At 53.1% G+C, this 26,321-nt stretch carries 25 protein-coding genes; 15 read left to right on the forward strand and 10 right to left on the reverse strand.

Annotated elements, in window-relative coordinates:
* Window positions 1–126 precede the first annotated feature (126 nt).
* Window positions 127–1,290 carry a class I SAM-dependent rRNA methyltransferase gene (locus AAGA79_RS11105; RefSeq protein WP_411825873.1) on the forward strand — a complete coding sequence of 388 codons (1,164 nt, stop codon included), beginning with the start codon at window positions 127–129 and terminating at the stop codon, window positions 1,288–1,290.
* A gap of 61 nt (window positions 1,291–1,351) precedes the next feature.
* A complete protein-coding gene (locus AAGA79_RS11110) occupies window positions 1,352–2,074 on the forward strand; it encodes a ZIP family metal transporter (RefSeq protein WP_411825874.1) in 723 nt (240 codons plus the stop codon).
* A gap of 105 nt (window positions 2,075–2,179) precedes the next feature.
* Here the strand turns inward: AAGA79_RS11110 and AAGA79_RS11115 are convergent, their stop codons facing one another.
* Window positions 2,180–3,040: a universal stress protein gene (locus tag AAGA79_RS11115; RefSeq protein ID WP_411825875.1), complete on the reverse strand. Its 861-nt coding sequence runs from the start codon at window positions 3,038–3,040 to the stop codon at window positions 2,180–2,182.
* Between the two features lie 233 nt (window positions 3,041–3,273).
* On the opposite strand from AAGA79_RS11115, the gene AAGA79_RS11120 reads away from it, so the two are divergent.
* The 3 genes from AAGA79_RS11120 (at window position 3,274) to prfA (ending at window position 6,959) form a co-directional block, all read left to right on the forward strand.
* Window positions 3,274–4,749: an alpha-amylase gene (locus AAGA79_RS11120; protein ID WP_411828232.1), complete on the forward strand. Its 1,476-nt coding sequence runs from the start codon at window positions 3,274–3,276 to the stop codon at window positions 4,747–4,749.
* Between the two features lie 6 nt (window positions 4,750–4,755).
* Window positions 4,756–5,760: a DNA topoisomerase IB gene (locus tag AAGA79_RS11125; protein WP_411825876.1), complete on the forward strand. Its 1,005-nt coding sequence runs from the start codon at window positions 4,756–4,758 to the stop codon at window positions 5,758–5,760.
* A 125-nt stretch (window positions 5,761–5,885) separates the two neighbouring features.
* Window positions 5,886–6,959 (forward strand): peptide chain release factor 1, encoded by a 1,074-nt coding sequence (gene prfA, locus AAGA79_RS11130; RefSeq protein ID WP_411825877.1) that lies wholly within the window; start codon window positions 5,886–5,888, stop codon window positions 6,957–6,959.
* 94 nt (window positions 6,960–7,053) lie between these two features.
* Here the strand turns inward: prfA and AAGA79_RS11135 are convergent, their stop codons facing one another.
* Entirely contained in the window at window positions 7,054–7,494 is a 441-nt protein-coding gene (locus AAGA79_RS11135) for an EF-hand domain-containing protein (RefSeq protein ID WP_411825878.1), read from the reverse strand.
* A gap of 195 nt (window positions 7,495–7,689) precedes the next feature.
* Here AAGA79_RS11135 and AAGA79_RS11140 point away from each other — a divergent pair, with 195 nt between their 5' ends.
* The 4 genes from AAGA79_RS11140 to AAGA79_RS11155 all read left to right on the forward strand — a co-directional run bounded on the left by AAGA79_RS11140 (window position 7,690) and on the right by AAGA79_RS11155 (window position 12,534).
* Entirely contained in the window at window positions 7,690–8,586 is an 897-nt protein-coding gene (locus AAGA79_RS11140) for a phosphatidate cytidylyltransferase (RefSeq protein WP_411825879.1), read from the forward strand.
* Complete coding sequence (dxr, locus tag AAGA79_RS11145; RefSeq protein ID WP_411825880.1) at window positions 8,583–9,785, forward strand: 1-deoxy-D-xylulose-5-phosphate reductoisomerase; 1,203 nt, start codon at window positions 8,583–8,585, stop codon at window positions 9,783–9,785. Before AAGA79_RS11140 ends, dxr begins: the two co-directional genes overlap by 4 nt.
* Before the next feature lie 153 nt (window positions 9,786–9,938).
* Window positions 9,939–11,828, forward strand: a complete 1,890-nt coding sequence (locus AAGA79_RS11150; RefSeq protein ID WP_411825881.1) for a sensor histidine kinase — start codon at window positions 9,939–9,941, stop codon at window positions 11,826–11,828.
* Between the two features lie 40 nt (window positions 11,829–11,868).
* Window positions 11,869–12,534, forward strand: coding sequence for a response regulator (locus AAGA79_RS11155; protein ID WP_411825882.1), 666 nt, complete (start codon window positions 11,869–11,871; stop codon window positions 12,532–12,534).
* Between the two features lie 46 nt (window positions 12,535–12,580).
* Here AAGA79_RS11155 and AAGA79_RS11160 read toward each other — a convergent pair whose 3' ends face one another.
* The 3 genes from AAGA79_RS11160 to AAGA79_RS11170 all read right to left on the reverse strand — a co-directional run bounded on the left by AAGA79_RS11160 (window position 12,581) and on the right by AAGA79_RS11170 (window position 16,344).
* Window positions 12,581–13,462, reverse strand: coding sequence for a hypothetical protein (locus AAGA79_RS11160; protein ID WP_411825883.1), 882 nt, complete (start codon window positions 13,460–13,462; stop codon window positions 12,581–12,583).
* A 218-nt stretch (window positions 13,463–13,680) separates the two neighbouring features.
* Complete coding sequence (locus tag AAGA79_RS11165; protein WP_411825884.1) at window positions 13,681–14,307, reverse strand: TVP38/TMEM64 family protein; 627 nt, start codon at window positions 14,305–14,307, stop codon at window positions 13,681–13,683.
* Between the two features lie 27 nt (window positions 14,308–14,334).
* Window positions 14,335–16,344, reverse strand: a complete 2,010-nt coding sequence (locus AAGA79_RS11170) for an ATP-dependent DNA helicase (protein WP_411825885.1) — start codon at window positions 16,342–16,344, stop codon at window positions 14,335–14,337.
* A gap of 148 nt (window positions 16,345–16,492) precedes the next feature.
* Between AAGA79_RS11170 and AAGA79_RS11175 the strand changes: the two genes are divergently transcribed.
* From AAGA79_RS11175 to AAGA79_RS11200, 6 genes are all read left to right on the forward strand, one after another.
* Window positions 16,493–17,599, forward strand: coding sequence for a phosphatase PAP2 family protein (locus tag AAGA79_RS11175; RefSeq protein WP_411825886.1), 1,107 nt, complete (start codon window positions 16,493–16,495; stop codon window positions 17,597–17,599).
* Between the two features lie 80 nt (window positions 17,600–17,679).
* The gene (locus AAGA79_RS11180) at window positions 17,680–17,835 is read left to right on the forward strand and encodes a hypothetical protein (protein WP_411825887.1); all 156 of its coding nucleotides are present in this window, start codon (window positions 17,680–17,682) and stop codon (window positions 17,833–17,835) included.
* The gene (locus AAGA79_RS11185) at window positions 17,835–19,787 is read left to right on the forward strand and encodes an LTA synthase family protein (RefSeq protein WP_411825888.1); all 1,953 of its coding nucleotides are present in this window, start codon (window positions 17,835–17,837) and stop codon (window positions 19,785–19,787) included. The genes AAGA79_RS11180 and AAGA79_RS11185 overlap by 1 nt, the downstream gene beginning before the upstream one ends.
* A 91-nt stretch (window positions 19,788–19,878) precedes the next feature.
* Entirely contained in the window at window positions 19,879–20,553 is a 675-nt protein-coding gene (locus tag AAGA79_RS11190; RefSeq protein WP_411825889.1) for a response regulator transcription factor, read from the forward strand.
* A 25-nt stretch (window positions 20,554–20,578) separates the two neighbouring features.
* Window positions 20,579–22,030, forward strand: a complete 1,452-nt coding sequence (locus tag AAGA79_RS11195) for a sensor histidine kinase (protein WP_411825890.1) — start codon at window positions 20,579–20,581, stop codon at window positions 22,028–22,030.
* A 225-nt stretch (window positions 22,031–22,255) separates the two neighbouring features.
* The gene (locus AAGA79_RS11200; RefSeq protein ID WP_411825891.1) at window positions 22,256–23,053 is read left to right on the forward strand and encodes a ParA family protein; all 798 of its coding nucleotides are present in this window, start codon (window positions 22,256–22,258) and stop codon (window positions 23,051–23,053) included.
* Here AAGA79_RS11200 and AAGA79_RS11205 read toward each other — a convergent pair.
* The 5 genes from AAGA79_RS11205 to AAGA79_RS11225 form a co-directional block, all read right to left on the reverse strand.
* Entirely contained in the window at window positions 23,050–23,772 is a 723-nt protein-coding gene (locus tag AAGA79_RS11205; protein ID WP_411825892.1) for a hypothetical protein, read from the reverse strand. The two genes, AAGA79_RS11200 and AAGA79_RS11205, sit on opposite strands and share 4 nt — an antisense overlap.
* A gap of 89 nt (window positions 23,773–23,861) precedes the next feature.
* The gene (locus AAGA79_RS11210; protein WP_411825893.1) at window positions 23,862–24,377 is read right to left on the reverse strand and encodes a YbjN domain-containing protein; all 516 of its coding nucleotides are present in this window, start codon (window positions 24,375–24,377) and stop codon (window positions 23,862–23,864) included.
* Window positions 24,378–24,425: 48 nt separating this feature from the next.
* Window positions 24,426–24,887 carry a hypothetical protein gene (locus AAGA79_RS11215; protein ID WP_411825894.1) on the reverse strand — a complete coding sequence of 154 codons (462 nt, stop codon included), beginning with the start codon at window positions 24,885–24,887 and terminating at the stop codon, window positions 24,426–24,428.
* Between the two features lie 6 nt (window positions 24,888–24,893).
* On the reverse strand, window positions 24,894–25,190 hold the full coding sequence (locus tag AAGA79_RS11220; RefSeq protein WP_411825895.1) for a hypothetical protein: 297 nt from the start codon (window positions 25,188–25,190) through the stop codon (window positions 24,894–24,896).
* Window positions 25,191–25,526: 336 nt separating this feature from the next.
* Window positions 25,527–26,321 carry a DeoR/GlpR family DNA-binding transcription regulator gene (locus AAGA79_RS11225; protein WP_411825896.1) on the reverse strand — a complete coding sequence of 265 codons (795 nt, stop codon included), beginning with the start codon at window positions 26,319–26,321 and terminating at the stop codon, window positions 25,527–25,529.

A 26,321-nucleotide genomic window follows, 5' to 3' on the forward strand; every position in this document is an offset into this window, starting at 1 on the left:
TTCCTTTCCCGAAAACCAGCGACGTTAGACCACTCCATGATTTACTCATCAGGAAATCCCTAGCAAGCTGCGCCTCCACCGCTCCAAACCGGAGTTTAGAACACCAAATTTAAAGTTTCAGAAACCATGCCCGGCCTTATCATCTCTCCACGTGCCAGAATCTTCCACGGACACGAATGGGTCTACGCCTCCGAAATCAAAAAAGCTTTCGGAAACCCGCAACCGGGAGATGTAATCACTCTCAAGGATTTCCGCGATCGTCCGCTCGGCACCGGCATCTATAACCCGGCCTCGCAAATCGTCGCCCGCCGCTTCTCACGCCGCCGTCAGGACCTCGATCTCGATTTCTTCACCCGCCGGATCCAGCAGTCTCTGAATCTCCGCAAGGAAACCGAAGGCTTGGACGAAACCCTCGCACGTATCGTTTGGTCTGAGTCAGACGGCATACCGGGTCTCATCGTGGACCGCTACGGTGATCATCTTTGCGTTCAGACCACCACACTGGCCATGGACATGCGCAAGGACATCATCCGCGATGCACTCGTAGCCATACTTAACCCGAAATCAATCACTCTCCGCAACGATTCCCCTTCCCGTAAGGCGGAAGGAATGGAGCAGTATATTGAACTCATCCATGGAGAAAATCCCGGTGCATTCATCGTCGAGGCAAATGGACTACAGTATGAAATCGACCTCATCGACGGCCAAAAAACCGGCCTCTATCTGGATCAGCTCCAAGCCCATGCCGAAGTCGCAAAAATGGCGAAAGGCCTCCGAGTTCTCGATTGCTTCACAAATCAGGGCGGCTTCGCCCTCGCCTGTGCAAAGGCCGGCGCGGCCAAGGTCACCGCAGTCGATATCTCAGCCTCCGCCTGTGCTTCCGCACGGAAAAATGCCGAACTCAACAACCTGGATATCGAAGTAATCGAGGCAAACGTCTTCGATTTCCTAAAAGCAGCAAAGCCGGAGTATGACCTTATCATCCTCGATCCACCTTCGTTTACCAAAAACAAAAAGACCCTCAACGACGCAATGCGTGGCTATAAGGAAATCCACCTCCGCGCCCTCAAGCTTCTCGATAAAGGCGGCTTTCTCTCCACTTTCTGTTGCTCGCATCACGCCTCCCGCGAACTCTTTCTGGAGAACTTGGCTTCGGCATCCGTGGACGCGAAGAAAGCTCTCCGCCTGGTAGCGGAACACAGCCAGCGCCCGGACCACCCGATTATGGTAACACTTCCGGAAACTTCTTACCTGAAGGGCTTCACCTCCCAACTGATCGCCACCAGATAGCAGGTAAATTTCCAGCCAGTCGCGAACAGAAAGCAGAGCCGCAACTCCTTCCCTTATCTCTATGAGTAACCTCCCAGAATGGATAATTATCGTGCTCCTGAGCCTCGGAGCCGGACTTTCCATGCCGATCGGCGCGATCATCGCCCGATTCGAAAATATCCATTCTGATTGGCTGGAAAATGAAGTCCGGCATGGAGTCATCGCCTTCGGCGGTGGCGCCTTGCTATCCGCTGTTGCCCTCGTATTGATTCCCGAAGGCATCCGCAGCAATTCCATCCCGGTAACCATCCTCTGCTTCGGGGGAGGCGGCTTAGCCTTTGCATGGCTGGATAGCATGCTGGCCAAAAGCAAAAGTAAGGCTGGCCAACTGGTGGCCATGCTCTCCGACTTCATCCCTGAAGCCCTCGCGCTCGGCACGACATTCATGGCATCGCCTTCTGTCGCTGTGCTGCTTGCCTCACTCATTGCCCTCCAAAATTTGCCTGAGGGTTTCAATGCCTTCCGCGAACTCCAGCAAAACAACTCATCCAAACCCTGGCATCTGATTGGAGTATTCACTCTCATGGCCCTGCTCGGCCCATTGAGTGCCCTTACCGGACATTTTTTCCTCCGCGAGCAGCATTCGCTGGTGGGAGCCACCCAACTTTTTGCAGCTGGAGGTATTCTCTACCTCGTCATCGAGGATATCGCTCCACAGGCAAAACTAAGCAATAGCCGCCGCCCGGCCTTGGGTGCGGTCGCTGGTTTCCTTTTGGGCCTGATCGGCCACATGCTCACAAAATAAAAGCCGTGGAGAATCTTCACTCCACGGCTTCCTGAAACTCGGAAAAGCGGCTTTCATCCCAGCGGCCTTGATCAAAAGGTGTCACACCCCGTAGCCAGCCTCAGGTTAGCGCACCGCCAGAACAGAAACAGGCAGATCCTGAAGCAGGCGCTCCGCATTTGTTCCGAAGAAATAGCTAGCCAGCTTTGATTTGCTCTCGGTTCCCATGATTACGAGGTCCGCTTTCTCGGCACGAACATGCGCCTCGATCATTATCGAAGAACTTTCGCCTTCCAGAATTATCGCCTCCCACTCCAGTCCCTTCAGCGCTTCCTGATGTGGAGCCAGTGATTTTTCCATCATTTCGCCAACCTTGATCTGGCACTCCTCGATATACGGGATCGCCGAGTCTTCCTTGTGATCCATCACAGCCCCCCAGCTATCAAGCGCCGGCGGATACATCACATTCACGATCTGCAGGACCGCATCCTGTGCCGCCGCGAGTCGTGCGCCAATCTTGATAGCCCGGGCAGATGAAGCGGAAAAATCGTCACAAACCACGACCTTGGTGAAATCACCGCCCTGCCAGTCCCTGAGAACCATTACATCGCACGGAGTCATCCGCACACAGCGCGCAGCCACTGATCCAAGCCGCTTCTTGGTCATATCATTTGCCCCGATTACCAACAAAGTGGCCGAAGTTTCCTTCACCACCTCAGAGATTTTCTCCGGTGGATTTCCAGACTCCACACGGAATGTCACCTTGGAGTTCGGTGCCGCTTCAGCACGTAGTAAGCGGAATTTCTCGCGCGCCTCATTTTCCATGGCACGCACATCAGGGGAGCCTTCACGGCTATTGAAAATATGATCCAGCAAGCTTTCGTCCACCACGTAAACTGCCACTAGTTTGGAACCCGTGGCATCAGCCTCTTTCACCGCGTGGCGCAGGACCAACGGCGATGAATTACTGAAGTCAATTGTAGCCACTATAGTTTTTTCAACGTCCATAATATAAATAAATGCACACTCTTCATGTGGCGGTAAAGATGAAAGGAAATCCCTGAATTTTCTGGTTGAGAACTTCTGCCCGACTTCACCCCTGGAGATAATTTTATCACCTCCCGATAAAATTCCCGTTGTGCGAAGAAAATTTGAGTGTCCATTTTTTCACATACCGGATGCACGCCGCATCCGCAGAAAAAAACCTCAGCCTCATCTTTATGAACTCCACGATGATTCAGTTCTTTCACTGGTATACACCCGGTGAATCTTTCCTTTGGGACCACGCTGCCGATCAGGCGGAATACCTGGCCAACCTCGGAATCACAGCCGCCTGGCTCCCTCCCGCGTATAAAGGTGCCAGCGGAAGCTTCAGCACAGGTTATGATCCATACGATCTCTTCGATCTTGGTGAATTTGATCAAAAAGGGGTAGTCCCCACGAAATATGGCTCAAGGGATCAGTTCTTGAACGCCTGCAAAACACTTCAGAAAAATGGCATTGGCGTCATCGTCGATGTCGTCCTCAATCACAAGGGAGGCGGTGACGAGAAGGAGAAATTCCAAGTTGTCAAAGTCGATCCCGAGCATCGGGACCGCGGCATCACCGAGCCTTACGAAATTGAATCATACACAAAATTCACCTTCCCCGGCCGGGGAGAAAAATACTCCACCTTCAAATGGGACTTCACCTGCTTCACCGGTGTCGATCACGCGGAAAATGAAGACGGATACAATATCTACCGGATTATCAACGACTACGGTGATAATTGGGATGAGATGATCAGCTGCGAAAAAGGCAATTTCGACTTTCTCATGTTGAACGATCTGGAAACGCGCAACCCATACGTCCGGGGCGAGCTCAATTACTGGGGGGAATGGTTTCACGAGCAATGCCATTTCGACGGAGTAAGACTCGATGCGGTGAAGCATATGACTCCGGACTTTTACAAGGAATGGCTGCAAGTCCTACGGTCCAATACCGGGAAAAATGTTTTCGCGGTAGGCGAATACTGGGCGCCGGGTGATCTCGAGCTGCTTGAGCGATACCTCGACGCCGTCGATGGCTCTATGACGCTCTTCGATTCCTCACTACATCATAACCTACACAACGCCAGCGAGGCAGGAGAAGTATTCGATCTGCGGACAATCCTGGACAACTCCCTGATGATGAGCAACCCGACCGCAGCGGTCACCCTCGTTGAAAATCACGATACGCAACCACTGCAAGCCTTGGAGGCACCCGTCGCAGCATGGTTCAAGCCACTCGCATACGCTCTGATCCTACTGCGTGCGGAAGGTTATCCATGCGTTTTCCATCCTGATCTCTACGGAGCAAAATACAAAGACACTGGAAATGATGGCGAAGAATATGAGATCGAGATCATGAAGGTCGGCTGTCTGGAGAACCTGCTGAAAGCCCGCAAGGACTTCGCATACGGGCACCAAAACGTCTATTTTGATGATCCCCACTGCATCGGCTTCACACGCTTGGGGGACGAGGATCACGCCGGATGTGCGGTAATTATGTCCAACCAGGGAGATTTCACCAAACGCATGGAAATGGGCACCGACTATTCGGGAAAAAAATTCCACGATATCCTTGGCCACGTTGAAGGAGAAATCGCAATTGGTGAAGATGGCTGGGCGGAATTCAAATGCCCGGCAGGCTCAGTATCGGTATGGGTTCCAAACTAGAAAACCATGCGACTTCCCAAGGGACTTATTTACACCTCGGATGACATCCCCGGCATCACCCGCACGCGTCGTGGAAAGGGTTACTCATACGCCACACCCGATGGAAAACTCATCACAGCGCCCGGAGAAAAGCAAAGGCTGGGCGCCTTGGCCATACCGCCCGCTTACCGGGACGTCTGGTATTGTCCGTTACCCAACGGCCATCTTCAGGCCACCGGCCTAGATGACAAGGGTCGTAAGCAATACCGCTACCACGAGCTTTGGACCATATGGAGGGACAATCAGAAATTTCAGGAACTCCTCGAATTCGGACTCGCCCTGCCCAAGCTTCGCTCCGCCATGGCCTACGCCATGAAGCCCGAGGGAGTCTCTCGCGAGCGTATTCTGGGAGCTGTTGTGAAATTACTGGATCGCACCGCTGCACGCATTGGAAATGAAACCTATTATCAGGAAAACGGAACATCCGGCCTAACTACACTACGTAAAAGGAACGCGGATATTGACGGGAACAACATACACCTTAGCTACACGGCAAAAGGTCACAAGGAGCGCGAATTCGACCTCAACCATCCCACCCTCAGCAAAATCATTTCCGAGATGGAAGAACTGCCCGGCCAGCGCCTGTTCCAGTATCGGGAAAACGGAAAACATCACCCGATAGAATCCACTCAGGTAAACGAATGGCTGAAGGATAAATCCGAATTGGAAGGTGTCAGCGCGAAGTTTTTCCGCACGTGGCATGCGAGCCGGCTCACATTGGCAGGCCTTTTGACGTGCGATGAAGAGGAATCCGCGACTGCAAGGATCCACCAGGAAACAGAAGTTTTGAAACTCACCTCCAAGCAACTCGGCCATCGCCCGCCGGTTTGTAAAAAACACTACGTTCACCCCGAGATCCTGGCCCTCCACCGCGCCGGCAGATTGAAACCACTGTTTACCAAACCGGTCAAAAAAATCACCGGGCTATCCACCAATGAAGCACAACTGATCCATTTCCTGCAAAAAGTCTAAGTTCTATCACCCGGACCATTATATCGCGAAACCCAGTATTGGACACCCTGCCGGATTCACGCTAAGAAAACTGCCCCCACAAATCACTGTTTCGGATTTCGTGACCAGAATTTAGAATTTCATCCATGGACTACTCCCAACTCATCGCCAAACGCAAAGACCGCTTTCGTGAACTCGAAGAAGCCGTCGGCGATCCAGCACTTTTCGATGACCAGAAGCGCGCCACCGAAATCCTGCGCGAGCACCGCAAGCTCCAACAAACGCTTGAGCTGTGGGATACGCTTCAATCCACCGAAATCCAGCTCAAGGAAAATCAGGAACTAGCCAAATCCGACGATCCCGAAATGGCGGAAATGGCCGCCATGGAAATCCCCGACCTCGAGGAATCCCTCGTGAAATACCGCGAGGATATGCAATACGCACTCCTTCCGGCCGATCCCAATGAAGATCGCGACGCGCTGGTGGAGATCCGTGCCGGTGCCGGTGGGGACGAAGCCTCCCTCTTCGCCGGTGAAGTCCTCCGTCTTATCCAGCGCTACGCTGACGCGAAAGGCTGGAAAACAGAACACCTGGAGAGCTCCCCATCCGAGGTGGGTGGATTCAAGGAAGTGATCCTAAAAGTGACCGGGGACGAAGTTTTCCGCCATCTCAAATACGAATCAGGAGTCCACCGCGTCCAGCGTGTGCCAGCCACTGAAACCCAAGGGCGTGTCCACACCTCCACCATCACCGTAGCAGTCCTTCCGGAAGCCGAGGACGTGGACGTGGAGCTCAGGCAGGAAGACCTCCGCATCGAAGTCTGCCGGTCCGGTGGTGCAGGTGGCCAGCACGTCAACACCACCGATTCGGCCGTACAGATTTTCCACCTTCCCACCGGTCTCTATGTCCGCTGCGAGCACGGGCGTTCCCAGACGAAAAACAAGGAAATGGCCCTCCAGATCATGCGCACCCGTCTCTATGAGAAGAAACTCCAGGAGCAGCAGGCCGTTTACTCGGAAAATCGCCGTTCACTCATCGGTTCCGGTGATAGATCCGAGAAAATCCGTACCTACAACTTCCCACAATCACGCTGCACTGATCACCGCATCGGCTACACCTCGCACAATCTCGATGCCATCATGGGGGGCGACCTCGGCGAGATGACCGAGCAGCTCATGAAACATGAAATGGCAGACCGCCTCGCGGAAGCCGGAATGTAAACATATCCGGGAGCTGAATAGCTTTCCCCATCAATGATAAAGGCCAACCGTTTCCGGTTGGCCTTTATTTTATCAAACTAAAAGTCAGAGAGGATTATTCGTCGCCTTTGTCTTTCTTGCCGCCTTTTCCACCTTTGCCGCCCTTCTCACCACGTGGACCTCTGTCGCCCATGGATTTCTTCATCTCTTCCTTCTCTGCATCGCTGAGAGTTCCGTCGCCATCGGTGTCGAATTTTTCCATCATCATGGCCTTACGCTCTTCTTTGCTGAGCTCACCGTCTTTATCGGTATCGAATTTCTCGAGCATGGCTGCTTTATGCTCTTCCATTGCTGCTTTGATCTCTTCGCTCTGGGAATCACGCTCCTCTTTGCTGAGCTTGCCGTCCTTATCAGTGTCGAATTTCTCCAGAACTTCAGCTGGAACTGGTGGGCCGCCGTGACCTTCAGGTCTTTTTTTACCTTGTTCCGGCTTTGCGCTTACGGCTCCGATAAGGCCGAGGGAAGCTGCTACGATGATGATTGATTTGGTTTTCATGATTATATTTTTTAATTGTTGATGAGTTGCAGTTGCTCTCACTGAAGACAACTAACACCAGCTCCGCAGGATAGTTTCGTAATAGTTGAAAAAAGTTTTCAGAATCTCGAATCGTTGACCCACAGCTCCTCCGAGCAGAATTTTGCGAGAAATGGTTGCCACCGCCGCGGCTCCCGTCTTGCATCCTTGCAGACCGTGGAAACTGAAAAACCGAAAAAAACCGTCAGCAAGAGTCTGACCTTTGCCCGTAGAACACTGAGCACCCTACTTCTCTGGGCGATCGTGGCTGCTATCTTCTCCAGCTCTCTTTCCCCGGCCTATCTAGCCATGATCGGGGTTCTGGTCCTGATATCTACCAAAGAATACTTCAAAATGCTCCGTGCCGCGGAGGTAAAGTGCTTTCCCCGTTTCGGCTTCCTGCTCGCAGTCCTCTACATAGCCGCGAGCTCCTACTATTTCATGAAGGGAGACGGTGACATTCCACCAGTGGTCGATGCAGTTTTCATCTTCGTAGCTCTCACCGGTGCATTCACCCTCCAGCTCCGCTACGCCATCAAGGGAATCGAGGCCCTCCTGGCCGTAGCAGTAAACCTTTTGGGATTCCTCTATATCGCCTACCTCTTTACTTTCGCATCCCGTCTCTCATTCGCACTTCCCGGTGAAGGCGCAGTCCCGGGCTCATTCGTTCTGCTCTGGCTCCTCGCCGTCACCAAATTCACTGACATGGGCGCCTACATCACGGGATCCCTCATTGGGAAGCACAAGATGATCCCGCACATCAGCCCGGGTAAAACATGGGAAGGCTTCGCTGGCGCAATACTCTTCGCCCAGCTCGCAGCCTGCGGCCTCTACGCTCTCGTCCCGGGTAAACTGTCCGCGCTTTCCTCATGGGAACACGTCATCGCCCTTGGCTTCCTACTAGCCATCCTTGCCGTTATCGGCGATCTTGCGGAAAGCGTCGTCAAACGCTCACTCCACGCGAAGGATTCCGGAAACATGCTCCCCGGTATCGGTGGCGGACTTGATCTGATCGATAGCATCTGTTTCACCGCACCCGCTCTCTACTTCTATCACGCACTCTTTCTCGCATGATCACCGGGAAAAAACGCCGCGTCGTACTTCTCGGCTCCACCGGATCAATCGGAGTCTCCACCCTCAAAGTCGCCGCAGCACTTCCTGATGAAATCGAAATCGTCGGCCTCGCCGCAGCTACAAGTGTAGAGGAACTGGCTGCCCAGGCGATTGCCACCGGCGTCAGAACCGTCGCCATCCACGATGCGACCAAAGAGAAGGAACTAAGAAACCTCCTCCCCGGTTCTGTAAAAATCCACACTGGTGCCGAGGGACTGAATACCCTCTCCCAGCTTGAAGAAGCGGACATCATCCTGATAGCCATCGTGGGCACCGCGGGCCTCCACCCCGCCCTCGCCGCTATCGATGCAGGGAAAGATCTGGCGATAGCCTCCAAGGAGATCCTCGTCATGGCAGGTGAAATCATCACCCGGAAAGCCGCTGAACAAAACGTCCGGCTCCTCCCCGTCGATTCCGAGCACAACGCAATTTACCAGTGCCTCGCTGGCGATGACGGGGGAGAAAAGACCGTCTCCCGCCTCATCCTCACCGCCTCGGGAGGCCCTTTCCGCAATACCCCTGCCACCGAGCTGTGGAACGTCACTCCGGAAATGGCACTCAAACACCCCACCTGGGATATGGGCCCGAAAATCACGATCGATTCCGCCACCCTTTTCAATAAAGGACTGGAAATGATCGAAGCCCGCTGGCTCTTCGGCATCGGTATGGAGCGCATAGAAGCAATCGTCCACCCGCAAAGCATCGTGCACTCCATGGTTGAATTTGTGGATGGATCCATCCTCGCCCAGCTTTCAAATCCTGACATGTGTTTCCCCATCCAATACGCACTAACCTACCCGGGACGTATTAAAGGAAATCTCAAACCGCTCAATTTCGCTGAAATCTCAAAACTGGAATTTCTGCCACCCCGCCTGGAGGACTTCCCCGCCCTGACTCTTGCGCGGACCGCCGGCCTGGAAGGTGGAACGCTTCCCGCCGTCTACAACGCTGCAAACGAAGTAGCCGTCGACGCCTTCCGCACTGGAAAAATCAAGTTTCCCCATATCTGGCAATGCGTTCAGAATGCAATGGATGCCTCCCGGAAAATTGAATCTCCGACATTGGAGCAAATCCTGAGCGCCGATAAGTTAGCCAGAGTTCACGCACAGAATTTCTGCCAAGACCTCTCTCCCTTGGAAAGTGCCGGTGGCATCGTGTGAACACTGCTATCTGTTGTTGTTCCAGCCTAATTCACTGTGATATCAGAAGGGGTGCTCCGGAGTTTCATATTTCCTCTCATCTACTTATTCTGCGCCGCCACGTCTTTGGCAGAATCTCCTGTCGCGTCTGCCAAAAATCTAAAGCAGGAACCCTTGGAGCAGCTGGAAAACCGGCTATCTAAGATCGATAATGAATTAGGCAGCCTTGCCCATTTCACCCTCCGTAGTGGCGTAGGCAACGTCGGTTGGATTTCAAAGCGAAGAAAAAGGAAGACTGCCCAGGAATGGATCGAGGTGCAGCTCCCGGAGGACTCAATAATTGATCAAATTGTCCTTACTCCCCTGCTTTGGAACAATGCGCAGGATGGACCACAGGCGGACGGATTCCCCGAGGCATTCGCCATTGTAGCGGGTGACAAAGGCACATCAATTGGTCGACTCATTGCGAAACTCGGTCCAGAGGATCAATTTCTGCCCCGGATCGCTCCACTTTTAATTTCAATTCCCCCTACCAAGGCTTCCTGGATAAGAATCAGATCCAAAAAGCTCTCTCCTGACGCGAGGACAGGTAGATTCACCTTTTGCCTCTCCGAGGTCATGGTCTTCAGCGGTGAACGAAACATTGCCCTAAATCAACCAGTCAGAGTTTCCAGCTCCATTGGTGGATGGGGCGAATCGGGAGTCTACAAGGAAGGACTGGTGGACGGCTCCACCCCTTTTCTCATGGATGCGGCTTCCGGTGAAAACAGCACAACCTTCAAGGCCTTTTCAGAAGACACCATGAAGTTCTCCGCTATTATTGATCTTGGGCAGGCTGCTCCGATCAATGGAATCCGGATCCACGGAGCAGACCTGAGCGAGTACGTCCCGCAATTGACTCAGTCCGATTTCGGAATGCCCTCCCATTTCGTGATCCACGGTGCCAATCGAAGCGATTTCTCGGATGCCGTCGTTCTTTGGGATCATCGACTTCCGTCCGTTTACGCAAGCGGTCCGATACTCGGGAAAAATCTTCCGGATACCACCTGTCGCTACGTCCGCTTTTCAACTGATGAGCCATATAAAGCACCCTACACAGGCATCAGCCAATGGAGCGTGATCCTTGCTGAAATAGAGATCCTTTCCGAGGGCCGGAATATTGCTAAAAACATGCCTGTTCGTGTAACCCGAGGGAAAAACCAGAATATAATCCACCTCTCGGCATTGACTGATGGAAGAAACCATTTCGGTGACATTCTCCCGTATCGGGAGTGGATGGCCCAGCTCGCAAGACGCCACGAGCTGGAAAAGGTGCGTCCCCCTGTCGCTGCTGCCATCAAAATCGGCTACTCGAAACAGAAAGAAAAGATGACCAGAATGTACTGGCTCATCGTGCTTCTCGCCGCGGGTATTATATTCACATTCCTTGTGGACCGTATCATGGGGATGAGGGCCATCGCAAAAATAAGAGAGAGGATCGCAGCGGATATGCACGATGAACTAGGGGCCAATCTCCATACCATCGGTCTATTGAGCGATAGTGCGCAGGCCTCCCAAGATTCCGAAGCCGAATGGGAAATGCTGCACCAGCGCATACGGAAACTTACCGAGCAGACAGGGAAAGCCATCCGTCGCTACTCCAAGGTAGTAGACACAACAGGTGGCTACGATGGTTTGATCGAGGATATGGAACGGACGGCACTCCGGATAACCGGTCAATTCGAGCATCGCACGGTCGTCGAGGGCGCCGAACATCTGGGAAGTTACCGATCCCGCCCCCTGATCGATATCTACCTGTTCTATAAGGAATGCCTGGTAAATATCTACCGCCACTCCCAGGCGACACAGTTCGAAACCCATCTGGGTGTCACACGTAATGAAATTATCCTGACAGTAACGGATAACGGGCAGGGAATCCCGGAAGCTTTGGAAGGAAAGGTGCCCCCTTCATTGAAACGACGTGCCCGCCTCGCACGGGGAAAGCTTACAATGGATGATAGAAACGAAGGGGGAACTTGTGTAATACTGAGGGTCCCGAATCGGCGGTTGTGGTTTCCAAGATAGAAATCTTCAATAAGCTACGACATTTACCCAAATTCCCCCCATGAAAGAAACTACCCGGAAAATGATAGAAATTATCATGATCGAGGACCACCCCGAATATAGGGATGCCGTTCAACATTTTCTAGCAAAGGAAAGCGACTTCGAGATCGTCAGCATTTTCGGAAATCCCAACCAGGCGCTTAGATTTCTAGAAGATCTTCCTGATCAATTCACCGGAGTGATTCTTCTGGATCTCAATCTACCGGGCATGACCGGTCTCGAAGCTATGCCGTGGATCTCCAAATACGCTCCTGATGCAAAGACCGTCATCTTGAGCCAATCCGACAACGAATCGGAAGTTTTGAAAGCGATTCAACAGGGTGCGGCCGGCTACCTGCTGAAATCATCGACAATGAACGGTATCAAAAGTGGAATCAGATCGGTGGTGGGCGGTGGAGCTAGCCTGGACCCTCAACTGGCACGCTATGTCCTGGACGAATGGAACCGCCATTCAGGTAGCCTCAAGGGCAACACCAGCCTTACCCGCCGGGAGCTCGAGATTTTGTCCAAGGTATCAGAAGGCCTTTCACAAAAAGATATAGCCAAGGAAATCGGCATAAGCGCCTTCACCGTAGCTGAACATCTGACAAATATTTACGGAAAACTCCAGGTCCAGAATGCACCAGCAGCCGTATCAACAGCGTTCCGGAAAGGCATACTGAGATAATTCCCGTGGGATCTGGATCTTCCGAATAACTCTTTTCGAACTCAGATCAGCCGCCTTTGTGTATTTTGTAATGTTCGGTCAGAAACAAAATCATTTCCGAAAGCTCTTCATCTTTTAGCGGACGCTCATAAACAAGAAAGCGAGCGATTGCACCGTGGAACGACTCCTTACCAGGGTGGTTTGTAGCATCACGCTCCTGCCCGATCGCCATCTTGGATGGGTCGGCCTCGGGATTTACCGGAACCTGTTTCTTATCCACGGGCAGCTCTGAATTCACGAATAATTCAAGATCCACCACCCCCGGCCCCGCACCCATCCGCCCCATAATCAGGTAATAGCGCCCTTCGGAAATCGGTTCAGGGGACGAGACACACGGATTGAGCTTCTCGTGCCACAGAGTTGGTTTTCCTTTCTCGGAAATTCCGTTGCGTGTGCCCATCCAGACACGATTATCATCCATCAGGTTCCCCCAGAAACCTTCATACGGCGGCCCGTTCCGCAGATTCCCGAAGAATGAATTCACATCCTTTTTCCCGATATTCTGTTTTTGAACCGACATGACGGAAAACCACGTGTAGCCGTTCCCGGTGACCATATGATCAAATGCATCCTCATTCATGTTGAGCAATTCCTGCTCCTCGAAAATCAGTGTTCCGCCACCGCCAATTGCCTCCACGTTCTCCTCCAGAGTAGGTCTTCCAGAGCCAGCCACCTTTCGCCCCTCATCCTGTTTCACGAAAACATCAGCCTTATTCCCCTCCACCTGATTGCGCCAGGCTCTCACCCGATATCCGTCCTCCACTTCCACACCTAGGTTCGCATTCAAATCAAGGAAAAGCCCATCGCCCACCGGTAGCTCCGGTTCTTCGGCATAAAGAACGGCACCTAGCAGTGCAAAGACCGGTGTCAGAATCAATTTTGCGTTCATAAGTTCAAATCGGGTTTGGGATCACAAAGAGTAGATGTCGTATCCATAAGAAATAAGCTTAGCCCCCTAGATGAGACCAGCGCTCATCTTTCTACCCCGACCGAGTCTCTCGGTTAGCCGGGTAATTAAGCCGGACATCGCTGTGGAAACATCAAGCCCCGGCTAGGATCAAATACGTGGTGACCACCTTCATTCTTTCCACTCGGATCCATTGCTATCTATTGCATCCGTTTCAGTAGAATTGCCAGCAGCCAAAGCAAGGCCGGAACTAGAATACTAAATCCAAGTGCCCACGCAGGATCAGCCCTGCCGATACTTCCAATCCAGGCAAAAAGAAAACCCATCGGCACGCTTCCGCAGGCTAGGGCGAATGCGAATTTCGGGAACGGCATCCGCAGTAGCCCCGCCATACATGCTAGAACTTCGGGAAGAATTGGAACCGCGCGGCTCATCGCCACCGCCCAACCGCCCCGCCTCTCGAAGAGCTCTTTCCCCTTCAGGAAATCCTTCTCTCCCAGCCACTTCCGGGCATTTTCCTCAGTGAAGAATTTCCCAATTCCATACCCAGCCAGTCCAGCCAGCAACGCCCCAACACTGGCTATCACCCCACCCAGAAAGGCACCGTAGACAGCCCCAAGAGCAGACATCACCACAGTCCCCGGAATAGGTAACAACAAGTCTCCCACCAGCAAAAGGATCCCCACCAGCCAAGCCCACCCCTTGGCCGATTCAAACCACGCCACCATCGCATCCAGATCCCATACCTCCTCGATTCCCTGCCCGAACAACAACCAGCCCAGTAGAAAAAACACACCCAGCCCCACCATCAACAGCACTACTCTCATAGATCTGAATCTACTAAAATAGCTCCGCTAAAAATTCTCCACCACCTGCACCGGAGCATCCGGCAGCGCCTTCATAAACGCGCTTCCGTATCGCTTCTTCAAAATGCGGTTATCCAGAATACATACCCAACCCACATCCTTCTTCGTACGGATCAGCCTCCCGACCCCCTGCCGCAGCTTCAGGATCGCCTCCGGCACAGAGTAGTCCATGAACGGATTTCCTCCCGCCGCCTCGATCGCTTCCAGCCGCGAAGCTGTCAGAGGATGATCCGGCACAGCAAAAGGCAAACGAGTCACCACCACATTCGATAATGCCTCTCCCGGCACATCCACCCCCGTCCAGAAACTATCTGTCCCGAATAGAATACTCGAAGTGTCCGCCTTAAATTCCTCCACCATCGTGTGCCTCGGCATTTCCTGCCCCTGCATCAGCAAGCGCCAACCCTTCTTCTTAAAATAACCCTCACACCGCGCCGCGGCATCCTTCATTGTCCGGTAGCTGGTAAACAATACAAACGCCCTGCCATCACTCTCCGTCACCGCATCCATGATGCCCTTCGCCATCATCTCGTCATACTTCGGCGTGTTCGGATCCGGCATCGATTTATAAATTTTCACCCGCATTTGCTTCCGGTAGTCAAATGGACTGCCGATGCTCAGCGCCCGTGCGGACTCCGCCCCCACCCGTTTCCGGAAATATCCCAACTCAGGATCCCCCACTCCCAGCGTGGCACTCGCCATTACGATCGATTTCTTCCCGGAAAACAGCAATGGCCGCAGCCTTTCAGCCACATTCACCGGTGCCCCATGGCAGCTGAACTGATCCTCATCCCGCCCGCTCTTCTGCACCCAATAAACGGACTCCTCATCCTTCTGGTCTAGAAATTCACCGACAGCCCCGTGCACCTCACGCAGCTTCCGTGCAGTATCCTGCAGCTCATTCCTCGCAGTTTCATTATCAGTATCATCCGCCAGGTCATCGATCTCCTCCCACAGATCCCTCAGCGGTCCGCCCAGGCAGTTATCAACCAATTCCGGCCTCCGCACGCGGAATTCCTTGCTCCACTGCCCGAAATTCGAGGCGTCCCCGATATTCCCGAAAAACTGCTCAGCCGCTACCAGACTCCGCTCCACCGCCAACATCGGCCCAGCCTTGCGGAAAGTCCGCAGCATCCCCTTCTTCGTCCGTGGATGATACAACCTCTGCAAGTCGAACTTCAGCCCCGCCTGGGAAACCCGCAGCCCCAGCTGCACAGCAGCCACCTGCTCGATCGTATGAGCTTCGTCCAGCACCGCGAAGTCATTTGGAAACAGGAATCCCTGCATCTTCTCTCCCTCTTCATCCCTCGACATCTCGCCGGTATTCAGCAGCGCGAAAAACAACGTATGATTCACCACCACCAGCTTCGCATCCGCCGCAGCCTTCCGCGCCTCCTGAAACCAGCAATTCCCCCTCGGTCCGCAATACCGCTGCGTGCAGGAGTGCGCCTCACTGCAAACCTGCAGCCACACCTTCATCGCCGGCTGGAAAGGCATATCACTCAAAGTTCCATCACGAGTATCCTCCGCCCAGATCCGGATCCTCTCCAGCTCATCGCTCTCGGTGGAAGTGAACAAATCCGCGGACTGCTCCCACGCCTTCCGCAACCTTCCCGGGCACAAATAATTCTGCCTCCCTTTCAACAGAACCGCAGGCAGTTCCTCCCCTAAAATGTTCCTTACAATCGGTATATCCTTCCTCACCAGCTGCTCCTGAAGATTGATCGTATGCGTGGAAATCACCCCCTTGCGACCTGTCTCTAGAGCAAATTTTGCCGCAGGCACCAGATACGCCAGCGATTTCCCGACACCCGTCCCCGCCTCTGCAACCAGCGGATGCCCTGTCAAAAGACTTTCCGCCACCGCACCAGCCATCTCCTCCTGCTCTCCACGGTATTCGAAATCCTTCGATCCGGAAAGCGGGCCGGTCCGTGAAAAAATCTCACGCACATCCGCCACCAAATTGCTCCCCGTACCACTCTCTGAAACCGAAATCATCTGCGCGCTATCATTCCCCTGCGTTTGACCGGACGCAAGAACGGACAACGTCCGGCAGGGCCAATCTCAAAAATAGAAAATAGCAATCCCCTCCGCTCTCACAAAATTCTCATAAACATTACGCTTCACTCGAAGCATGCCCCAAAAATTGAAAGCGAAACCAGCTCCCGGCGTTCTCATCCCGCTGGCTCTCCTCGTCATCGCTACCGTGCTCATACGAGTAATGGATACAGACCTCCTAGTCGCCCGCTATTTCTATGCCTCCGATGGCTCTTGGCCACTGGAATTCAATCCCCTCCTCAGCTCCATTTTCAATCTCGGCATCCTCCCAGCCATCTTCGTAGGCATCGCAGCGCTAATCATTCTGCTGGCAGGGATCGGAAACGCATCTGTCGCTCGCTATCGGAAAATTTCAGCCTACCTTCTCATTTATCTGATCGCCGGCTGCGGCATTCTCACCAATTTCCTACTCAAAGACCTCTGGGGCCGCCCCAGACCCTGCCAGCTCGCTGAATTCGGAGGCCTGTTTGAATTCGAACCCATCGCCTGGATGGACTTAGCAAGCAGCGGCCGCAGCTTCCCCTGTGGCCACGCCACCATGGGCTTCTACTTCTTTGCCGTCGCCCTCGCCATGCCCACTTCATGGAAGCGAAGACGCGCTGCTGTATTTTCCTTCGCGCTACTACTCGGCGCCACCCTTGGCTTCGCCAGAATCGCTCAGGGCGGACATTTCCTCTCGGATGTCATCTGGGCTGCAGGCCTCATGTGGTTTTTCGCAGTCGGTCTTTTTCACCTCATGCACCTCGGAGAAAACCGCATGCACAACCCGTCCCGCCAATACAAGGACGTCCCATCCTGGCTCACCTACTCTGCCCTACCAATTATCATAGCCGCCCTCTCATGGGTCACATTTGGCACATCCTATAGCGGGGAAAATGAAATCAATACCGGTGGCGCCCTTCCCGCCATCATCCGCCTCGCTGTCGAGGGCGAAGTCGTCGTGGAAAAAGGCAAAACCCTGAGAATCGTTACCACCAGCCATGGCTACGGCCTCCCTAGGAGCAAGCTGAAATTCCGATCAGAGTGCGAAGCCAACACTCTCACTGTCCTCTCCTCCAGACGCGGCTATTTCACTAAAATCAACTCCACAGTCACCATCACACTACCGGAAGACAAAGCGATCCTTATCGAGCGCATAACCACTCCTCCAGCTAAAGCCACCTCCTCTGAAACAATTCTCACTTCCGCCGGCTGATTCAATTTCAGGGCAAAATTACCCTCTCACCATTATCTTACAAACCCTCCCGCCATACTTCTACCAACTTCTCACCCAATATGGCTGGAAACATCATCCATTCCTACCCCATCCGGCTGCTTTTCCTCATCGCCGCCATTCTAGCAGGCATCTCCATCCTCATCCTCCGGAAACTTCTAATTACTAGCCCGTCCCGCCGACTCCCGAATTTATTTTCAAACTCCACCAACCCCTAATGAAGCACCTACTCTCATCCATTCCCGCGCGATTCGCCCTACTTTCCGCCGGCCTATTCCTTGCCTTCTCTTTCCTCATACGCTGCGTTCTAGTCATTACCGCATGGCAAGAGCTCGGCCCGGAACTCCCTCTTCTTACAGCTTTCGCCATCGGGCTGCTTTACGATCTCGCCGCCAGCGTATTCGTCGCAGCGCCCTGGCTGCTACTTGGCATCTTTATACCTGCCCGATCTCTTCAAAGATCTTGGATTCGCTGGATACTGGCAGCGTTTGCCACCCTGTATTGCGGAGCGCTTTTGTTCATCAGCACCGCGGAGTGGTTCTTCTGGGAAGAATTCGGAGCTCGCTTCAACTTCATCGCAGTAGACTACCTCATCTGGACACAGGAAGTCTGGGCAAACATTTCAGAATCCTACCCCATGGGTCTCATCATCCCAGCCATCATCCTACTGGCGATCCTCGTCGTCTGGTCCATGAAACACCTAACCTTGTTTCATTTTCCTGAAAGAGCAAAGACTACCCTCAGTCATCGCCTTATTGGCACGGCCATCCTATGCGCATCACCACTCCTCGTCTTTAAAACAGTCAGTCAGGCCGCCATCCCGAATTTCAGTAACCAATACGACACGGAAATTGCGAAAAACGGCTACTGGTCCTTCTTCGCCGCCTTCAAACAGATGGAACTAGACTATCCACGCTGGTATCTAAACCTCCCTGAAGAAGAATCCCTCTCCGCCGCACGCGCACTTCTCATCACTGAAACCGAAATCGCCTCCTCCCCCGCGACAGACGATCTCTCACGCACCATACTGTCCAGTGGAGAAGAGAAAAAGTGGAATGTGATCCTCATCTGCATGGAAAGCATGAGTGCGGATTTCATGTCCTACGTGGGCGGAGACCGTGGACTCACTCCGAATCTAGATCGCCTCGCTAAGAAATCCGTTTTTTTTGAAAACCTATACGCCACCGGCACCCGTACCGTCCGCGGCATGGAGGCACTCACTCTCGGCCTGCCACCCACCCCGGGCCAGGCAATCATCTACCGACCAGAGGGAAACAATCTTAAAACTACCTTCGGACCATTCCTGGACCGTGGCTACGATTGTGGATTTTTCTACGGAGGCGATGGCCGGTTCGACTACATGAACCGTTACTTTTCCACCGCCGGCTGCCGTATCATGGACGCCAATGCCTGGGAAGGCAAAGACACCACCTTTAAAACCGCATGGGGCGCCTGCGATGAAGACCTCTTCAAAAAAACCATCTCAGAAGCAGACAAAGATCACGCAGCAGGGAAGCCCTTCCACTTCTTCTGCATGACTACTTCCAACCACCGCCCCTACGACTTCCCCGCCGGTCGCATCGATCTCACCCCTGAAGACCGCCGCGACGGTGCTGTTAAATATTCTGACTGGGCCATCGGCGATCTCATCGCCAAATCGGTTACTAAACCATGGTTCGAAAACACACTCTTTGTCATCGTCTCAGACCACTGCGCCAGCAGCGCCGGTAAAGCTGATATCGACGTCACCAAATACCGCATCCCCGGTATGATCTACAACCCAGCCCTCATCGGAAAAAAGGAAATCACCGCGCTTTCCAGCCAGGTCGATATCATGCCCACCGTCTTCGGCCTGCTGAAATGGCCACATCAGACTTTCGGCTTCGGGCATGACTACCTCGCCAAATCCGCTCAAAGCCTTCCCCAGCGCTCATTCGTCAGCAATTACCAGAAAATCGCCATGACCACCCCAGAGAGCATGACCATTCTCAAGCCGAACAAAAAGCACAGCTCCTACCACCTATTTCCTGAAACAGGAGAAATCATCCCTCTATCAGGAGAGCAGAATTTAGAAAAGTCTCTACTCCATACCACCACCGCCTACTACCAATCCGCCTCCTGGCTCTTCAACTCGGGGCAGCTCAAGCGCAACCGGCTCGCCACTCCATAGCTGGCTAGATCTTCTTCTCGATCATCGACACATAAATGCCCACACTACGTTCGGACTCCAGGTCCACAGGAAATTCAGAGCCCACCAAAAAATGCGACTTCTCGTTATCGAAGATCACCAGACACTGCGCGAATCGCTGGTCCAGTTTTTCAAAGAAGCATCCTTCATTGTCGACTCCACCGGTACCGGCGATGAAGGCCTATGGTATGCCACAGAGCATCCTTACGATGTCATACTACTTGATCTCATGCTCCCCAATATCGACGGCATGGAGATTCTCAGGCGACTACGGGAAAAACAAATCTCAGTCTTCATCCTCGTGATCAGCGCACGGGATGGCCTGGAAGACAGACTGGAAGCCCTCAACTCCGGTGCTGACGACTATCTCGTAAAACCCTTTCCCATGGCCGAATCCCTCGCTCGGGTCCATGCTCTGCTACGCCGGAAATTTTCACAAAAATCGCCCACAGTCCACATCTCAGACCTCACTGTCGATCCTATCAAGCGCACCGTCACCCGCGCAGATCAACCCATCGACCTCACCGCCCTGGAATACCGCCTCCTGGAATACCTCGCATTCCGCAACGGCCAAGTAGTCTCCCGCACCGAAATATGGGAACACGTCTTTGAAGACTCCACCGGCGGCAACTCCAATATCGCCGATGTCTACGTCGGCTACCTTCGGAAAAAACTGAACATCTCAGGACTTTCAAACCTCATCCACACTCGCCGCGGCCACGGCTTCATACTAGAGTCCGCAGAGTAAAGCCATCTTCCCAATCCCCTCCGGCATGCAAAAAAACTCCATCCGCCGCACCCTCCTTATCCGTTGCGGACTCGGGCTTTGCCTACTCTTCACACTCCTTTCCATCACCATCTACTTCATGGTCAGGCGCAGCCTTTATCAGGAGCTCGACCAATCCATTGTCGAAACCGCCTCCATTCTCGCCAACCAGATGGAATATGAGCACGGAGAAATCATTTTCGAGTGGCAGGAAGGCCTAGGCACAAACTCGGAAATTTCCGACCAATCACTCTTCCAATACTGGAACGAAACCTCCGGCCTCACCACCCGCTCACCCGCGCTAGGCGTCACAGACCTTCAGAAATTTTCAGGGAAAAACGGCACTCCACTTCTCCAGACCATCAGCGTTCCCGGCCGCCTTGAGCACGCACGTGCCATCGGCCTAACCATCCATCCATACATACTTCCCGAGGAAGGCATCATCATGATGGGTGAAGGAAAAACCTTCGATCCCCGGGACTTCCCCCACACCCTGGTCGTAGCGAGAGACCTTACCCCCATTCTCCGCACCCTAGCCTATCTATCAGCCACCCTCGCAATCGGCACCCTTACATCCTTTCTACTAGGCTTCCTGATTATCGGCGCGGCCGTCAGATCATCCCTCTCCCCCATAAAAACACTGAGCCAACAATTCCTCAACCGCTCAGAAAATCAGCTTGAAGACTCCATCATCCTCCCGGACTCCCTCCCTTCAGAGCTGGTCCCCCTTACCGAAAGCTTTAACACATTTCTCACCCGTATCGCCTCCATCCGCACGCGTGAAAAAGACTTCATCCGCCACGCCGCCCATGAACTACGCACCCCCATCGCCGGTCTACTCGCCACCACAGACCTAGCACTCTCACGCCAGCGCACCGCCGCAGAATACGAGAAACACCTTCTAACCTGCCAACTAGTGGCAACCGATCTTGGCGAACTCGTAAAACGGCTCTCAGCGCTCTCCCGCATTAGCCAGGCAGACATCGCCACCCAACTTCATCCCGTAAAAATCCGGCCCATCCTCGAAAAAACGATTCAGGACTTCAGGCAGAGAATTGATAGACGCCAATTAGACCTCGACTACATCCCCTCTGCGCAAAACCCCGAAATCTCCAGCGATCCAACCTTGCTCCAGCTTATTTTCAGCAACCTCATCGACAACGCTGCAAGCTACAGCGCAGCGCACTCCACCATCTCCATATCCACCATAGTCACCGAAAAAGCCATCGAGATAGCTTTCACCAACCCCGCTGAAGACCTCCCCGAAAATCTCGAAAGACTTTTCGAGCCCCTCTTTCGTCAGGAAAAATCTCGCTACCAGACTGAATCCGGAAACTCCCACCTCGGAATCGGACTCACCCTCAGTCTCAGTGCCGCCACCGCACTGAATTCCACGCTTAAAGCCACTCGCCCAAGCCATCAACACATCTGCCTAAAGCTCTCACTTCCAATTCATTAGCGACTTTCAACACCCCGCTCAGATTGAGCTAATACTAAAATCGATCGGCCTCTGTTTCTTCCAACCACTCCAAAACCATCGCGACGTTTTCATGGCTCATTCCGTAACCGCCAAATAACTTTTCTACCTTCCAGACCAAAACTTTCCTCAGCTTTTCATTCCCCTTCATCCACTCTTCGAACTTTGCAGTTTGAAAATCGAAATTTGCCGCCATCCTGCAAACAAGTGAAAGTCATTGCCATTGCCAACCAAAAAGGAGGAGTCGGAAAAACCACTACCGCCATGAACCTTTCACACGCCCTTGCCCTCCGTGGCCAGCGCGTACTTCTCATGGACCTCGATTCCCAAGCAAACTGCACCAGCGGTCTTGGTATCGATGCAGAACCGCTCTCCTCCATCTACAACGTCCTCCTTGGTGAAGCTGACATCCGGAGCAAAATCGTCCCTTCCGGCCGCGAGAACCTCTCTTTTGTCCCATCGGAAATGGACCTCGCGGGTATCGAAATCGAGCTGGCCCGCTCGGACGACCACCTCACACGCCTCCGCGGCATTCTCCAGGGACTCAAGCCCAACGACCTTTTCGAATATTGTATCCTCGATACACCACCATCCCTAGGCGTTCTCATGACAGCTGCCCTCGCAGCCGCCGATGAAATTCTCATCCCGCTCCAGTGCGAGTGGTTCGGCCTCGAAGGACTCGCAAAGATCGTCGGAATTCTAGAAGAAATCCGCGGTTCCGGAGCCAATCCCGACCTCGTTCTCGAGGGCATACTCATGACCATGTATGACGGCCGCACACTTCTCTCCCGCCAAGTGGTAGAGGAAGTATCGAACTATTTCCCCGAGGAAATTTACAAACACAACATTCCCCGCACCATCCGCATCGGTGAGGCACCTAGCCATGGGAGAACAATTTTCGAGCACGACCCCACCGGTCTAGGTGCCCTGGCCTACGGAGATGCCGCCGATGAATTCCTCGTCCGCCACGCCCGTGTAGGCCCTCTTATAGCTTCAGGCTCTTAGCGCCTGCGGAACAACGACATCACAGCAACCGAAGACATCAGAATCACATAGCCTGATGGTTCAGGTATCGGCGTTACTGAGAATACGACACTTGAAAAGCTGGCAGACCCCAGGTCAGGAATCTTCAGGTCCGTCGCACCAGTAACTGATGTAGTCAAAGTTAATGTATAAACGCCCGCACCGGTCAAACCTGTTACAGCCTCGTTGATCGTTCCACTATTCCCGACAGAAGCACCCGCCAGAGAAGTAAAATTCTGCGGTGTCCACACATCTCCTGAAGGCCCGCTAAGATTCCAGCTCACTCCGCTAGCTAAAACAGCGCTTTCTAGTGAAAAGCTTCCTTGCAGACTTATGTCTACGACTTCGTTCAGACCGAGGCTAAACATGACAGACTGGGTTACCGAAGTTAGGAAGACTTGGGTATCGTTACCGTTCCCTATATCCGAAGAAGTAGAGATACTGCTCTCTCCGATATAGCTTAACTCACCGGGATTCAACTCGCTGAATGTCAAAGCATTGCCATTTCCCGTAATGGTGGCCTTATTTGGATTATGGGGGAGTGTGGTTGAAGTATCTCCATCCACATCAGAGCCTATTACAGATGTGCTGTTGATTGTCACCGCTGCATCCGACGTATCTAGAGACGCGAGCACTATAATCAATGATCCTGTTAAAACAGGTAACAGCACTCGGCTTAGAACACCTACATGTTGGGACATACCTTAGTATAACTACGTAAACAAACCCTAGCTCGCAAGGTTTAATTTAAATAGACACTAAATATCAACCTTTGAATTACTTCAACTAACTAATACTCTTCCTCTTCCTCACCCGGAACCGGCGGTAGCAAATCCTCACGCTCCAGCAGCCTTTCAAGATCCAGGTCAGCTATAAGATCAGCAGCGGTCCCTCTCACTATTGCCGCGTACGGCACCATTCTGTCCAGCTCCGCAATCGCGCAGTGAACCATGGATGAGACGATATCTTCATCGAACCTTTCTTTTTCGAAAATATTCGTCACACGGAAAACCAACATCTCCCGATCCAGATCATACTCATAGGATCCAAGTGTCAGCTGCTTGTTCCCACGCATCAGAAGCTCCAGAAACGCCGGCATCTGGGGCTCGGCGATGAACATGGAAGTCTCGCCCACCACGCTCAGCGCATTCAGTTCAGTGAAAGCCTGCACTGTCAGATTCACTCTTGTGTGGTGCGCCTCGAAGCCTGCACGCAGCACGTCCCGGCCCTCGACAAGCTCCCCGTGCCAGCCATTTTTTCCAAACACTTCCTCCACCGATAATATCTGTCTCGAATGTGGTCTCATATGCACGCCTTCATCACCGCTCTCCATGGAACTTGAAAGACAAAACTTTCAACTCTTCTCAACCCGCCCCAGAACTGCCCGCGACAGAAGCCCTCTCAGCTTCCGCCTCACCGGAAACAACGAAAGATGCATCCCCGCCGTCCTGTTCTCGTTGAAATGTAGGGTAAGCCAGCGCTCACGCTCATCCACATCAGCCCCTTTGATCTCCGTCCAGGTGATTAACTGCATACCCTTCGCCGGGCGGAAAAACGGAAAAATCTCTAATCCCAGCGGTGTCAGAATCAGATACGCATGCTTGGTCAAATGCCATGCAAGCCACCAGCACGCCCCGGCCATTACCAGGCACGGAATCGCCCACGCCGGATGCGGCAAACCCGGATTTATCTCACGATAAATCCCCGTCGCAAGAATCGTCACCGCCACTCCCACCAGCACAGCGCCGGTCACACAGTATAAAACCGCCTGGCCGGATCTTGTGAAGCGAAGCTCTTTCTGAGGCTCGGCTACCATGTTCGCTTAGGAATTATCCGAATCATCCGGGAAATCCATGCTCACGAACTCATCTCCCTCTTTGTGGCGTCTCCAGATATTCAGCGCAACGACGGTCAGAAACCCGATGATGACGAACGATGTCTCCATCAGAAACGGTGTGGAAAGCATTCCCGCGATCATACCGACCCCCTCACCGCCCCAGCCTGGAATATAACGCCAGCCAACCAGCAAGCCCACGACCAGGGTGCCGATCGTGCCGATCACCACACCGCCTGCTAGAATTTGCCTTCCCCTGCCTTCCACTGAATTTTTATCGCTCATCTGTATAACTTGGAAAATAGACTCATAAACCGGCGATACCAATCGTAAGTTTTAAAAACTATTACACTTCTCTTGATTATTTCTAAAAATTCAATATTTTGGGGCATCGCTTCTTCCACCAGACATCCCAGACCCTTCCTGACCGCGATCCTTCTGATTACGCCGGCCGTGTTTGCTTTGGCATGGAAAGCCCCCATCCGGCAGGATCCAGCGAAGAACGAGGCTCCGCGGATTACCCAGAGGCTTCCCGTGGAGATTATTCCGGCGGATAGCACCCCGGAACTGGTCCTGGTCCCGATCGATCCAAGCTGACCTTCTTCCTCTCAAAGGAGAGATCTATTGCAGCTTTTTCCCCGCAGCGCTTGTGCGGAATTTTGCCACGATCACTTTCACCCCCAGGGTCTCGAAGCTCGAAATCAACGCAGGAGAGGCACCTTCGTCCGTCACCAGGACGTTCACCCTTTTTGTCTCCGCGAAGCTATAGGAACTCCTGATTCCTAGTTTACTGCTATCTGCAAGAACCACCACCCGATCCACCCGCTCAATCAGACGCTCCTTCAGGACTCCGTGCCCGTGATTCAAATCCATCGCCCCTCTCTCCGCATCGAAAGCATCCACCCCCAGAAAAGCTGTGCGAATTACAAACCGCTTGGAAGCATCCTCCGCAATTGCCCCAGTGTAGCTGCGTGATTCATTCTCATAATTTCCACCCGTGCACATCAGGTTGATATCCGCACGCCCCGCCAGCGTCACCACTATGTGATGCGCATTGGTGACAACGGTCATCGGCAGTGGGGGCAGGTGTTCCGCCAGCCTCAGCACCGTCGAGCTGGCATCCAGGAAAATCGTTTCCCGCGGCAAAATCAGATCCGCCGCGGCAATTGCTATCAAATCCTTCTCCCGTTCGTTCAGAGCCACACGCTCCGGCAACGGCAGATCGAACCTTTCCGGAGCCAGTTTCGTCGCACCTCCATGATTACGCACCACCCTCCCCAGTCGCTCCAAAGCCTTCAGATCCTTTCTTATTGTTTCATCGGAAACTCCAAATGTAGCCACCAGCTCAAAGGTCTTCACGAAACCTTCGGACTGAATCTGCTGCAAAATTCTACGCTGACGTTCGGATACAAGCAT

Source organism: Luteolibacter sp. AS25 (assembly GCF_046736275.1).
GTDB lineage: Bacteria > Verrucomicrobiota > Verrucomicrobiia > Verrucomicrobiales > Akkermansiaceae > Luteolibacter.

What these genes read in the sequence shown, in the direction of transcription:
- AAGA79_RS11105 (WP_411825873.1), top strand. Translation starts at nt 127, where the DNA reads ATGCCCGGCCTTATCATCTCTCCACGTGCCAGAATCTTCCACGGACAC.
- AAGA79_RS11110 (WP_411825874.1), top strand. Translation starts at nt 1,352, where the DNA reads ATGAGTAACCTCCCAGAATGGATAATTATCGTGCTCCTGAGCCTCGGA.
- AAGA79_RS11120 (WP_411828232.1), top strand. Translation starts at nt 3,274, where the DNA reads ATGAACTCCACGATGATTCAGTTCTTTCACTGGTATACACCCGGTGAA.
- AAGA79_RS11125 (WP_411825876.1), top strand. Translation starts at nt 4,756, where the DNA reads ATGCGACTTCCCAAGGGACTTATTTACACCTCGGATGACATCCCCGGC.
- prfA (WP_411825877.1), top strand. Translation starts at nt 5,886, where the DNA reads ATGGACTACTCCCAACTCATCGCCAAACGCAAAGACCGCTTTCGTGAA.
- AAGA79_RS11135 (WP_411825878.1), bottom strand. Translation starts at nt 7,494, where the DNA reads ATGAAAACCAAATCAATCATCATCGTAGCAGCTTCCCTCGGCCTTATC.
- dxr (WP_411825880.1), top strand. Translation starts at nt 8,583, where the DNA reads ATGATCACCGGGAAAAAACGCCGCGTCGTACTTCTCGGCTCCACCGGA.
- AAGA79_RS11155 (WP_411825882.1), top strand. Translation starts at nt 11,869, where the DNA reads ATGAAAGAAACTACCCGGAAAATGATAGAAATTATCATGATCGAGGAC.
- AAGA79_RS11160 (WP_411825883.1), bottom strand. Translation starts at nt 13,462, where the DNA reads ATGAACGCAAAATTGATTCTGACACCGGTCTTTGCACTGCTAGGTGCC.
- AAGA79_RS11165 (WP_411825884.1), bottom strand. Translation starts at nt 14,307, where the DNA reads ATGAGAGTAGTGCTGTTGATGGTGGGGCTGGGTGTGTTTTTTCTACTG.
- AAGA79_RS11170 (WP_411825885.1), bottom strand. Translation starts at nt 16,344, where the DNA reads ATGATTTCGGTTTCAGAGAGTGGTACGGGGAGCAATTTGGTGGCGGAT.
- AAGA79_RS11180 (WP_411825887.1), top strand. Translation starts at nt 17,680, where the DNA reads ATGGCTGGAAACATCATCCATTCCTACCCCATCCGGCTGCTTTTCCTC.
- AAGA79_RS11185 (WP_411825888.1), top strand. Translation starts at nt 17,835, where the DNA reads ATGAAGCACCTACTCTCATCCATTCCCGCGCGATTCGCCCTACTTTCC.
- AAGA79_RS11190 (WP_411825889.1), top strand. Translation starts at nt 19,879, where the DNA reads ATGCGACTTCTCGTTATCGAAGATCACCAGACACTGCGCGAATCGCTG.
- AAGA79_RS11195 (WP_411825890.1), top strand. Translation starts at nt 20,579, where the DNA reads ATGCAAAAAAACTCCATCCGCCGCACCCTCCTTATCCGTTGCGGACTC.
- AAGA79_RS11205 (WP_411825892.1), bottom strand. Translation starts at nt 23,772, where the DNA reads ATGTCCCAACATGTAGGTGTTCTAAGCCGAGTGCTGTTACCTGTTTTA.
- AAGA79_RS11210 (WP_411825893.1), bottom strand. Translation starts at nt 24,377, where the DNA reads ATGAGACCACATTCGAGACAGATATTATCGGTGGAGGAAGTGTTTGGA.
- AAGA79_RS11215 (WP_411825894.1), bottom strand. Translation starts at nt 24,887, where the DNA reads ATGGTAGCCGAGCCTCAGAAAGAGCTTCGCTTCACAAGATCCGGCCAG.
- AAGA79_RS11220 (WP_411825895.1), bottom strand. Translation starts at nt 25,190, where the DNA reads ATGAGCGATAAAAATTCAGTGGAAGGCAGGGGAAGGCAAATTCTAGCA.
- AAGA79_RS11225 (WP_411825896.1), bottom strand. Translation starts at nt 26,321, where the DNA reads ATGCTTGTATCCGAACGTCAGCGTAGAATTTTGCAGCAGATTCAGTCC.